At 45.1% G+C, this 12,089-nt stretch carries 11 protein-coding genes; 10 read left to right on the forward strand and 1 reads right to left on the reverse strand.

Features of this window, described 5'->3' with window-relative positions; all coding sequences use genetic code 11:
- Nucleotides 1-60: 60 nt before the first annotated feature.
- The 3 genes from pelA (at nt 61) to ACH59B_RS08655 (ending at nt 2,318) form a co-directional block, all read left to right on the forward strand.
- On the forward strand, nt 61-1,269 hold the full coding sequence (pelA, locus tag ACH59B_RS08645) for a pectate lyase (RefSeq protein ID WP_102997782.1): 1,209 nt from the start codon (nt 61-63) through the stop codon (nt 1,267-1,269).
- A gap of 135 nt (nt 1,270-1,404) precedes the next feature.
- Complete coding sequence (locus tag ACH59B_RS08650; RefSeq protein WP_017425912.1) at nt 1,405-1,923, forward strand: thioesterase family protein; 519 nt, start codon at nt 1,405-1,407, stop codon at nt 1,921-1,923.
- A complete protein-coding gene (locus ACH59B_RS08655) occupies nt 1,920-2,318 on the forward strand; it encodes an FxsA family protein (protein ID WP_013370347.1) in 399 nt (132 codons plus the stop codon). Before ACH59B_RS08650 ends, ACH59B_RS08655 begins: the two co-directional genes overlap by 4 nt.
- A gap of 29 nt (nt 2,319-2,347) precedes the next feature.
- On the opposite strand, the gene ytvI is transcribed toward ACH59B_RS08655, so the two are convergent.
- Nucleotides 2,348-3,466, reverse strand: a complete 1,119-nt coding sequence (ytvI, locus tag ACH59B_RS08660; protein ID WP_153795050.1) for a sporulation integral membrane protein YtvI — start codon at nt 3,464-3,466, stop codon at nt 2,348-2,350.
- 344 nt (nt 3,467-3,810) lie between these two features.
- On the opposite strand from ytvI, the gene citZ reads away from it, so the two are divergent.
- From citZ to ACH59B_RS08695, 7 genes are all read left to right on the forward strand, one after another.
- Complete coding sequence (gene citZ / locus ACH59B_RS08665) at nt 3,811-4,923, forward strand: citrate synthase (protein WP_016819628.1); 1,113 nt, start codon at nt 3,811-3,813, stop codon at nt 4,921-4,923.
- Nucleotides 4,924-5,070: 147 nt separating this feature from the next.
- Complete coding sequence (gene icd, locus ACH59B_RS08670; RefSeq protein WP_016819629.1) at nt 5,071-6,366, forward strand: NADP-dependent isocitrate dehydrogenase; 1,296 nt, start codon at nt 5,071-5,073, stop codon at nt 6,364-6,366.
- A gap of 16 nt (nt 6,367-6,382) precedes the next feature.
- Nucleotides 6,383-7,324: a malate dehydrogenase gene (gene mdh, locus ACH59B_RS08675; protein ID WP_016819630.1), complete on the forward strand. Its 942-nt coding sequence runs from the start codon at nt 6,383-6,385 to the stop codon at nt 7,322-7,324.
- Between the two features lie 386 nt (nt 7,325-7,710).
- Nucleotides 7,711-8,127, forward strand: a complete 417-nt coding sequence (locus ACH59B_RS08680) for a hypothetical protein (protein WP_017425909.1) — start codon at nt 7,711-7,713, stop codon at nt 8,125-8,127.
- A gap of 216 nt (nt 8,128-8,343) precedes the next feature.
- Nucleotides 8,344-9,213, forward strand: coding sequence for an SDR family oxidoreductase (locus tag ACH59B_RS08685; RefSeq protein WP_029514976.1), 870 nt, complete (start codon nt 8,344-8,346; stop codon nt 9,211-9,213).
- Between the two features lie 120 nt (nt 9,214-9,333).
- On the forward strand, nt 9,334-11,136 hold the full coding sequence (pnpS, locus tag ACH59B_RS08690) for a two-component system histidine kinase PnpS (protein ID WP_102997785.1): 1,803 nt from the start codon (nt 9,334-9,336) through the stop codon (nt 11,134-11,136).
- Between the two features lie 128 nt (nt 11,137-11,264).
- Nucleotides 11,265-11,996 carry a response regulator transcription factor gene (locus ACH59B_RS08695; RefSeq protein ID WP_013370356.1) on the forward strand — a complete coding sequence of 244 codons (732 nt, stop codon included), beginning with the start codon at nt 11,265-11,267 and terminating at the stop codon, nt 11,994-11,996.
- Nucleotides 11,997-12,089: the final 93 nt, after the last annotated feature.

The following is a 12,089-nucleotide window of genomic DNA, read 5'->3' on the forward strand; positions in this document are numbered from 1 at the left end:
ATAATACATGTGTTTAATAGTTCTTGAAATACCACAATCCAATTAAAGGAGAGGTTTGCAATGAAGTTTAACGTTAAAAAATCTGTCAAATGGATTGCTTTTTCTGGAATGGCTATTACCCTAACAACTGGACTTGTTAGCCCTTCATGGGCAGCAGCTGAGCAGAATGTGACTGATGCAGGTGCGAGTGTTACCCAAGCCGTATACAATGATGCAAACGTTTACAAAAATGCTGTTGTTCCACTGGCTAGTGTGAATGTGAGTAGTTTGCTGGATAAGTATCGTGATTTTAGTAAATTTTCTACAGGAAATACATCCAAGGACACTACGCTTGCTTTGAATATTGTATCGTGGCAATTGCCGCATGGTGGATTCTTCAAAGCGATGGAAAAGAATTATAAATCCAAATGGGATGGCAAGGCAGCACGTTCTACATGGAAGAGCAAGGATGGTGTTGAACTCGGAACGTTTGATAACGAGGCCACGACAACCGAGATCCGCTTTTTAGCGGATGTATACAAAAAAACTAAAAACAAAGACATTAAAAACAGTGTACAAAAAGCAATTGATTTCGTACTAACCTCTCAATATTCCTCTGGCGCTTGGCCACAGGTTTACCCTAAACGTGGTAATTACTCAGATGCCGCAACTTACAACGATGATGCTATGGTTAGAGTGATGGTACTGGCAGATGACATTGTAAACAAAAGGCAGCCGTTTGATAGCGATATTCTTGACAATACATATCGCTCCAGACTTCAGCAGGCTCTGAATAAAGGCGTACAGTATACACTAAAAGCTCAAATTGTAAACAATGGCACACCAACAATTTGGGGAGCACAGCATGATCCGGTTACTTATGAATCTGTGCCTGCGCGAGCATTCGAGCTTGCTTCCAAAACAACGACGGAATCGGTAGGCATTACCGCATTCTTAATGTCTCAACCTCAGACGACTGAGGTGAAAAAAGCAGCTCAGAGTGCCTTGAAATGGTTTGACACGAATCGGATCGACGGCATGAAATACAATCGTCAAGGTCCGGAGTTTTTCCAAAAGGATGCATCAAGCGTGATGTGGTATCGTTTCTACAACGTGGAGGACAATAAGTATTTCTTCTCAGACCGAGATGGCAAAAAGTATACGGACATCATGAAAATTAGTGAAGAAAGACGACTTGGTTACGCCTGGGCGGGAAGTCAGGCAAAGAGCTTACTGAAACTGGCTTCGGAAAGTGGATATTATAAACTGTCCAAGCCGTTGCCACAATAATAAAGCCATCATTCTAAATGCTTTGAGAGGGAGAGCCGTATGGTTCGGCCCTCTTTTTGTTCCCAGGCGGTAAATATGGTTTAATGGAGAGAGGGCAAAATAGAGATAAAGATGCACAAAGATAGGAGAGCTTGTATGACTCAAGAGGAGAAACAAACGCAACTACGATGGTATGGCGCACCTCTACGTGTCCGTTATCAGGAAAGCGACCAGATGGGGGTCGTGTATCATGCGAATTATTTAAACTGGTTTGAGATCGGGCGTACGGAAATGATTCGGCAGGCAGGCTTTAACTACCGGAGCATGGAAGATCGAGGAGTTTTGCTGCCAGTTATTGAAATCAATGCGAAATATGCGAGCCCTGCTCGATATGATGATTTAGTTACTATCTATACCGCTATTACGGACTTCTCCAGACTACGTCTGAACTATACTTATGAGGTTCGACGGGTAACGGATGAGGAGCACCAAAACAATGTGGGAAAGGTATGGACAGAGGCTGACACGCTGCCGGGAGAACTGCTGGTCACAGGATCGACACGACATGTGTGGTTGAATACCGACTGGAAGCCCGTTCGGCTCGATCAGGCACTGCCTGAGTTGTACACTGCGTTAAGGTCTGCTTTTACAGGCGGGGAGGGACAGAAGTCATGATGATGCGTAAACGTCTGTGGCTGTTGCTGCTGCTCATTCCTTTGGCGGAGCTGTACGGGTTTATATGGGTAAGTCACTGGATTGGAGCGGGGAAAACTATTCTGCTCATTATTCTGACGACCTTGATTGGCGCTGCCATGATGCAATTTGAAGGTCGAAAGGTGATTGCCGATGCCAAAAATGAAATGAACCGGGGCCAAATGCCTGGCCGTAAAATGCTGGATGGATTATGTGTGTTTTTCGGCGGGAGCTTGCTGCTTATCCCTGGATTTATAACGGATATTATTGGTTTTACGTTGGTGTTTCCTTTAACACGAGTATTGTACCGACGTTTTTTATTAAAGTGGCTGGAGAAAAAAATGAAAAACGGCAGTATTACGTTTCGGCGGTTTTGACTGAGCTGCCGTTGTCTCCTCTCTATAACCTAGCGGACTCTTCCAGCAAGAATGTAGTTGCGCAAGTCCTGAATGACATTTGCACGATTCAGTGCATCAAGAACGATGAGTGATACAGGTCCGATAATGAGTCCTAAAACGCCAAACAGCTTGAGCCCGATGAACATACCGATGAGGGTGGGAAGCGGGTTCAATCCCACGCTGCTGGCCAGCACCTTAGGCTCCACGATCTGCCGTCCAATCAACAAGATGGCATAGAGGATCGACAATCCAACCCCTAGTGCCAAATTCCCTGACATATACGCATACAGTGTCCACGGAATCATCACAATGCCAACCCCTAAATAAGGTAACAAATCCACCAGCCCGATCATCAAACCGATGGTAAAGGCCGATTCCACACGCAAGATGAACAGCCCAATGATAACCGTTAATGCCGTAATGGAAATGATAATAAACTGTGCACGCAAATAGCCGTACAATGCTTTACGCAGATCGTGCCAAATATCTGACAATGGTTTGTGGATCGTATCAGGAACCGTATTCGAAAGTATTCGACTATGTCGATCCCAATCCTTACTAATAAAAAAGGCCGCTAATACAATAACCATTAGCACAGCTCCCATATTAGGCAGAGAGGTTAGCAAATTTAAAACCCCATTAAAAAATTGACCGACTAGCGTAGTAACAGCAGAACTGACGGTTTGAGTCGTTTTATCAATATTGCTGTTAATGGTGTGTTGGTAATCGGGATTATCCCGAATAAAATGGTTGATTTCAATAATTATATTTTGGATTAAATCGCTTTGCGTCCAATCAATAAACAGGCTTTTAAAACGCTCGATATGCCCGTCAAAAGTCATGGCCAGCTTAATCATTTCTCGAACCATTCGGGTGATTGCAGCAGACAGGATGATTGCGATTCCGCCTAAATATACAAATAAGGAGACCGTGACAGCCGCCCAACGTGGCATACGAGCCTTGTTACGCAAAAAAACGACCAATGGGTTCATAGCATAGGCCACAAGCCAGGCGAATAGGAAAGGATAAACGAGAGGGAACAGCATATATATGCCCAGCAACAGAGCTACAATCACGATTACGACCCATAGAGCACGAAATATGCGATTCAAGATTAACCGACTCAAGCTCTCACGACTCCTTTCTTTTCGATGGCACTCCTTAAAGGAAGTACTCTACTATACTTATGCGGGAGGAGGGTAAGACAAGACCTATGTAAAAAAGTGCAAATGAACGCATATATTTTGTAAGGGGTTTCAAAAATTTCTTTATAGATGCGATAAAACATTTGAATGTGTTGGAATAGCCCTCAATGTTCACATAAACGACAAAATCCAGTATAGTGAAAGAAGGTTTAAATATTGACATATGGCGTTAACATTACTCAGCTAAATAAAAGACATATCTTACTTTTGAAAATGTTTACATTGCAAGTCCGTTCACAATGTTTTTACAAAGGAGAGATGTAACGATGACAGCGACTAAAGGTCTGGAAGGGATCGTAGCGACCACTTCCTCCATAAGCTCTATCGTAGATGGCGTTCTCACGTACCGGGGTTATAACATTGATGATTTGGCTGTTAACGCTGATTTTGAAGAGGTAGCTTATTTGTTGTGGTTTGGAAAATTACCTGACCAAGAGCAATTGCAAGAGCTTCGCAGCCAGTTAAGCGAATATGCTGCTATTCCGGATGAAATTATTACTCAATTAAAGTTATACCCGAAAGAATTGAGTACGATGGCTGCCTTGAGGTCAGCTGTATCGTCTCTTGCTTTGTATGACCCAGAGGCGGATGATATGTCAAGAGAGTCCAATGTGACCAAAACCGTCAAGCTTCAGGCGCAATTGCCCACAATTGTGGCAGCCATAGCGCGTATACGCGAAGGCTTGGAACCAATTGCGCCTAAAAAAGGTGTTTCCATTGCTGAAAACTTTTTGTATCAGCTGACTGGCAAGGACCCGGAGGAGACGGCTATTAAGGCGTTCAATCAGGCTCTCGTGCTGCATGCCGATCATGAATTGAATGCTTCGACCTTTGCTGCGCGTGTAACGGTAGCCACTTTATCAGATATTTATTCCGGGATCACGTCTGCCATTGGGGCCTTAAAAGGACCGTTACATGGTGGGGCCAATGAGGCTGTTGCCAAAACACTAGAGGAGATTGGCGGATTGGATCAGGTGGACTCCTATATTCAGGCCAAACTGGATAACCGCGAAAAAATTATGGGCTTTGGGCATCGTGTCTATAAAAACGGTGATCCGCGTGCCAAACATTTGCACAAAATGTCCCGCGAGCTGGGAGAAATGAACGGCGACACTACGTTGTTTGATATGTCAGTTCGAATTGAGAGTATTGTAACAGGGCAAAAAGGCTTGAAGCCGAATGTGGATTTTTATTCTGCCTCCGTATATACCCAGTTGGGTATCAAGAGGGACCTGTTTACTCCTATCTTTGCTGTAAGCCGTGTATCAGGGTGGACTGCACACATTTTGGAGCAGTATGAAAATAACCGTTTGATTCGTCCGCGTGCGGAATACACAGGTCCGATGGATCAAAAATATGTGTCCCCAGAGCTGCGCTAACCTTTGGAGGAAGATTGAGGTTGTATACCCTGAATTTAAAAAATAAGGTACAATAGAAGGGTCGGCGAGAGATATACGTTTTTGTCTGTGATAAAGATCATGTCTTTCGTCCTGTACCCATTCATATCTGAGGAGGAAAAGGAACTTATGGCGAAATTTGAAAAGTTTGAGCTCCCAACTGAAGGCGAAAAAATTACAATTGATAACGGTCAACTGCAGGTTCCAAATCATCCGGTAATTCCGTTTATCGAGGGTGACGGCACAGGTCGCGACATCTGGAAAGCTTCCAAGCGCGTACTGGATGCGGCTGTAGAAAAAGCATATAACGGCACGAAAAAGATTGCCTGGTATGAAGTATTCGCTGGTGAGAAAGCTTTCAATACATACGGCGAGTGGCTCCCTAACGATACTTTGGAAGCCATCCGTGAGTATATTGTAGCCATTAAAGGTCCACTTACGACACCTATTGGCGGTGGTATCCGTTCATTGAATGTGGCATTGCGCCAAGAACTGGACTTATACGTATGCCTGCGTCCTGTTCGCTACTTTAACGGTGTCCCATCTCCAGTAAAACGTCCTGAGTTGGTAGACATGGTCATTTTCCGTGAGAATACAGAAGATATTTACGCAGGGATCGAATATGCCGAGGGGTCTGAAGACGTGAAAAAGGTAATTCAGTTCCTTCAGCAAGAGCTGGGCGTGAATAAAATCCGTTTCCCTGAAACCTCAGGAATTGGGATTAAGCCAGTTTCCTCCGAGGGTTCAAAGCGTCTGGTACGGGCAGCTATTCAGTATGCCGTTGACCATGGGCGCAAGAGTGTAACGCTCGTACACAAAGGTAACATTATGAAATTTACCGAAGGTGCCTTCAAAAACTGGGGTTATGAAGTAGCTGAGCAAGAGTTTGCAGATAAAGTATTTACTTGGGCTCAGTATGATGTCATCAAGGAAAAAGAAGGTGAGGATGCGGCAAATGCAGCTCAAAAAGCAGCTGAAGATGCAGGCAAAATCATTATTAAGGATGCGATTGCTGATATTGCACTTCAACAAGTGCTGACTCGTCCTTCTGAATTTGATGTCATTGCTACGCTGAACCTGAACGGGGACTATCTGTCCGATGCTTTGGCTGCTCAAGTTGGTGGAATTGGGATCGCGCCAGGTGCAAACATTAACTATGTAACCGGGCATGCTATCTTTGAAGCTACGCATGGTACAGCTCCAAAATATGCAGACAAAGACGTAGTGAACCCTGGTTCCGTAATTCTGTCCGGCGTTATGCTGCTTGAACATTTGGGCTGGAAAGAAGCAGCTGACCTGATTTACAAGGGGCTGGAGACGTCCATTAATAAAAAGATCGTAACTTATGACTTTGCCCGTCTGATGGACGGTGCTACACAGGTGAAATGCTCCGAGTTCGCGGACACTATTATTAGTAACCTGTAAGGAAGGGGAATACTACTTGACCATTCAACGCAAAAAAATATCCATTGTTGGCGCCGGTTTTACCGGTGCCACTACCGCATTGCTGCTGGCTCAAAAGGAGTTAGGTGATATCGTACTCATTGATATTCCGCAACTAGAGAATCCGACTAAAGGCAAAGCGCTTGATATTTTGGAAGCTGGTCCAGTGCAGGGATTTGACACCCAGATCATGGGCACTTCTAATTATGAGGATGCAGCCAACTCGGATATCGTCATTATTACAGCCGGGATCGCGCGCAAGCCGGGGATGAGCCGTGATGATTTGGTCAACACGAACGCAGGAATTATAAAATCCGTATGTGAGAATGTGAAGAAGTACGCGCCCAATGCTATCGTCATTATTCTGAGTAATCCGGTCGATGCTATGACCTATACGGCGTACCAAACGCTTGGCTTCCCGAAAAATCGGGTTATTGGCCAATCAGGTGTGTTGGATACGGCTCGGTATTGTACCTTTATTGCACAGGAACTGAATGTTTCGGTTGAAGACGTGCGCGGTTTCGTTATGGGAGGGCATGGTGATGATATGGTACCGCTCGTACGCTATTCCAGCGTAGGAGGTATACCTATCGATAACCTGATTTCTCAGGAACGTATCGAAGCGATTGTACAACGTACACGAGTGGGTGGCGGAGAAATCGTTAACCTATTGGGTAATGGCAGCGCATATTATGCTCCAGCAGCTTCGCTTGCGCAAATGACAGAAGCGATTGTAAAAGATAAAAAGCGGATTATACCAGTCATTGCTTACCTGGAAGGAGAGTATGGCTATCAGGACCTGTTCCTCGGTGTACCTACACTTCTTGGCGGTAACGGCATCGAAAAAGTGTTCGAGTTGGAATTGACAGCTGCAGAAAAAGCAGCGCTCGATCAATCTGCCGAAGCGGTTCGTAATGTGACTAAAATAGTCAACGTATAAATACGATTTGCTACTAAAACGGTATACTTTTTTACTTAAAGAGGTGTCCACAAGTCATAGTTATGGCTGTCGGCCACCTCTTTTATTTTTAAATAGTCTATTGTTTTCTTCCTTTTCTTTTAATATTGAAAGTTTCAGTTAGGATTTGCTGGCACCAGCGGAGCGAACGGAATGATTGCGGACAAGCCTCCACCCGAGTTGAAACTTTCCCCCTCATATCCTTTGCTTTGACCCACTTCCCCGGTATAATAGAGTTCATATGCATTAATAGTTACATAGAAAAGCATGTCCCAAAACATTGCAAAGATGCTAGTCATTCGTTGGAATATGATCGTTCTATGGAAAAATCAGTTTGTAAGAAAATAAAGAATTGGAGGTTATAAAGAATGTTTTTTATTCACATTATTGGATCACTGGCAATGGGCTTTTATTTATTGCTTCCCTTCGTCGTGGGCAAAATCGACAAATTGGCTCCAAGCGCGCAGGAGGGAACGATATCGGCTGTGCAGCTATTGAACCGTTTGGCGCAATTTGCACTAATCCTTGTGCTTATTAGCGGCATCTATATGATTTTTGCTTGGAAGTCTTATTCGGTAGCATGGATCGTGGTCGTGTTGTTGTTGTTTCTTGCTATTTCTGGTATCGCAGGTGCTATGGGTAAGCCATTACGATTGTCACTGGAAGCAGTTCGCAACCAACAGCCAATTACGCAATACGCTGGTAAAGTGCGAATGTTCAGTACGTTGTTGGCCGTTTTCATGATCTTAATTACGTTTTTAATGGTATACAGCCATATTATTTAATGAATCATTTTATGAGCGGTTGGAATTGAATAATGACAACGGCTAACGTTGAAAAAACGGTCTGTGCAGAATAAGCATAGGTCGTTTTTTTGTGTGCTCACAAAGCTGGATTTTTCTTTTTTCGTTTAACGGATAAGTTTGTGTGGTAAATCAGGAGTAGAGTGGATGCAAATGTTGCATCCTAAAAAATATCTGATTTTGAAGGGAGAATGTACAATGGCTAAAAGCAACCAACCTCAGCAAACCTTGCCCCCGCAGCACCAGGAACAGCAACCGGGGATTGAGTCCAAAATGACGCCTGCACCGCAATTTGAAAAACCAACTTACAAAGCGGCTGGCAAGCTAACAGGCAAAGTTGCACTGATTACTGGTGGAGACAGTGGAATTGGGCGGGCTGTAGCTGTCACGTACGCCAAAGAAGGTGCGGATGTAGCTATCGTCTACTTGAATGAGCATAAGGATGCGGAAGAAACCAAACGTCAGGTCGAACAGGAAGGACGCAAATGCGTGTTGATTCCTGGCGATATCGGAGATGACCAATTTGCCAAAAAAGCGGTGCAACAGACGGTGAACGAATTGGGCAAGCTCGATATCGTCGTGAACAATGCGGCCGAGCAGCATCCACAGCAAAAGCTGGAGGATATCACCAAGGAACAGCTGGAGCGCACGTTCCGCACGAATATCTTCGGTATGTTCTTCCTAACACAAGCGGCATTGCCGCATTTGAAGAAAGGGAGCGCGATCGTCAACACAACGTCGATTACCGCATACGCTGGGAATAAAACACTCATTGATTATTCCTCCACCAAAGGGGCAATCACATCATTCACTCGTTCCCTATCACTCAATTTGGTGGATCAAGGTATTCGAGTGAACGCTGTAGCCCCAGGGCCGATCTGGACACCGTTAATCCCGTCTACCTTTGATGCCAAGACGGTCAGCGAATTTGGAGGAGCACAGCCCATGAAGCGACCGGGTCAGCCGGAAGAACTGGCGCCAGCTTATGTGTACCTTGCTTCAGACGATTCGTCTTATGTAAGCGGGCAGGTTATTCATATCAATGGCGGTGAAGTTGTAAACGGATAAGAGGATAAAGAAAAGGTTGGGGCAGTCTTTTGCTCCGGCCTTTTTTCTTTTCACAGTGGAACATAATGCAGGTAGCCTGTAGAATGAGATTAACTTACATAAAAGGATGGGCAAATTTCTATGAAATCGTTTCGTTTCAGGCTTACCCTGATCATGCTGATTTTGATTGGCGTATCTGTCCTTGCTGCTGGAATCACTATGGGACAAATTTTCAAAAATTCGAATATGAAGGTGCTAGAGGAGAACATGGGCCGCGAGATTGACTTGCTTCGCGCTACTTTCCCATTTGTTAATGCTGATGCCCTATCCAGCACAGATTACGTCTCCTATTATTCTGAGAAGGCGAAGGAAATTGCCCATCTGACCGATTCGCGAGTGACCTTCATTCGTAAGGACGGGACGGTGGTGGGTGATTCGTTAAGCGATCCGCGCAAAATGGAAAACCATGCATCGCGTGAAGAAATACGACAAGCTACGTCGGAAGGAATCGGACGGACGATACGCTACAGTGAAACTTTGCAACGAAACATGCTATACGTCGCTGAGCCTGTTGTATCGGACAAGGGCTTTGACGGATATATCCGTTTGTCCATGAGTCTGAAAGCGGTGGAAGAGGGAATGCAGCGCGGCTGGACGGCCATCGGGGTTGGTCTTGTGTTGCTGTTTATTGCTGCTGGACTGATGAGCTATCGTATTGCTCGCAGCCTCACCTCGCCCATTGAACATATTACAGGGGTAGCCAACCGTATTTCAGGACTGGATTATGACGCAAGGGTCGGCGTACAGCGCCGGGATGAGGTAGGACAACTGGGTGAAGCCATTAATCGTATGGCTGACAGCCTCCAAAACCAAATGAAAACGATTCGTGACAATGAGGATCTGCTGCAAAGCGTCATGAGTAATATGACAGGCGGGATTCTGATGATCGATGCTAATGAACGCATTGCGCTTGTCAACCGTGAGTCTGAGCGTATGCTCGGTGTCGCGGGTAAGCGGGTGACAGACAAGCCGTATCATGAGCTGAAGAAGCACTATGAGCTCACAAAGCTAATTGAGGGCAGTATACAAAGCCGAGAAAGGCTACATGGTGAGGTGCATTTGTACAATCCCGAAGAACGACTCGTTTTGCTAGATGGTGTCCCTATGTATGAGGATGAAGGGGGATACCGGGGGATGCTGTTCCTTTTGCAGGATATTACAGCTATTCGACGGTTGGAAAATATGCGAAGCGAATTTGTGGCAAACGTCTCTCATGAGCTAAAAACACCGATTGCCGCAGTCAAGGGTTTTGCCGAGACATTGCTTGGTGGCGGGGTCAAAGATGAGGAAACAGCCCGTTCCTTTTTACAAATTATATATGACGAAAGCGAACGACTGAATCGACTGATCGGCGATATTCTGGAGCTTTCCAAAATCGAGTCCAAGCGCTCTCCGCTGGATTGCTCTCCAATTCATATCTCTTCTTTCATAGAATCATTGCTGGAGAAACTGAACAATGTAGCAGCGAAGAAAAGGATTACACTGCACATGGATATCCCGGATGAATTGTTTATGGAGGCAGATGAAGATAAGCTTCAGCAGATTTTCCTGAACCTTTTGTCTAATGGCATTAACTATACACTTGATGGCGGCAAGGTAAAAATCAAGGTTATAACGCTACAGCGAGACCATGACACGGAAAAGGTCGTATTTACAGTCAGTGATACGGGTATTGGGATACCGAAAAAGGACCTGCCACGTATCTTTGAGCGCTTTTATCGGGTGGACAAAGGTCGCTCACGCAACTCGGGCGGAACGGGCTTGGGATTATCTATTGTCAAGCACCTGGTTGATCTGCATCATGGTACACTTTCGGTCGAAAGCGAGCTTGGTTTGGGTACGACGTTTACCGTTGAATTACCGTTATTGCAACAGGAAGAATGAACTATAACATTTTTTACATTGTGTTAACAATGCCGTGATAAAATAAACGGGTGTCGCATGAGCATGGAAAAGATTTCAGGATTTTGACTAATGCGCCTTTAACAGGTAAACAGGAGATGAAGTTATTAATGGGACAACGTTTGCTGGTTATTGAGGATGAACCAACGCTTGCCAGATTGCTATCCTACAATTTGATACAAGAAGGTTTCGAAGTGGACACGGAGGATCATGGCAGTGCTGGGTTTGAAAGAGCCTCCAGAGAATCCTACGATTTGATCCTGCTGGATTTGATGCTGCCAGGAATGAATGGACTGGACATTCTGAGCAGACTTCGCCATCAGGGGCTGACGACACCTATCATTATTCTCACCGCTAAAAACGGGGAGGCTGAGGTGGTCCAAGGACTGAAGTCGGGTGCTGATGACTACATCACAAAGCCTTTTGGCGTTTCTGAGCTGTTGGCCCGTGTAACGGCTGTGCTGCGAAGAACATCCGGAGGGGATGAGGGAGTGCTGTCTGAACAGAAGGATGGCTCCAAAATTCAACTGGGCGAGCTGGAAATCTACCCTGAAAAATATGAAGTCATTCTTGGAGGTCAATCCATCAGCTTAAGACCCAAGGAATTTGAGGTACTTCTCTATTTGTCCCGCAAGCCGGGTGTCGTCCTGACTCGAGATGATCTAATGAATGCCGTGTGGGGCTTTGACTACATCGGTGGTCAACGGACGGTGGATGTACACGTCAGCTCCTTACGTAAAAAGCTGGAGCTTGATCCTGACTCGGTTCATATTGATTCGATCCGCGGAGTGGGGTATAAGCTGGTTGTAAATAAAAAAAGAAGCGCTTCTCATTTGTTATAAATGAGGAGCGTTTTTCTCTTTCCAGGCCGTAGCAGCAACTTTTATGTCCATTTTGTGATTTTACATTTCGTTGACAAAACTAGCCATTAAAAT

The organism is Paenibacillus sp. DP01 (assembly GCF_044784315.1).
Lineage (GTDB): Bacteria > Bacillota > Bacilli > Paenibacillales > Paenibacillaceae > Paenibacillus > Paenibacillus polymyxa.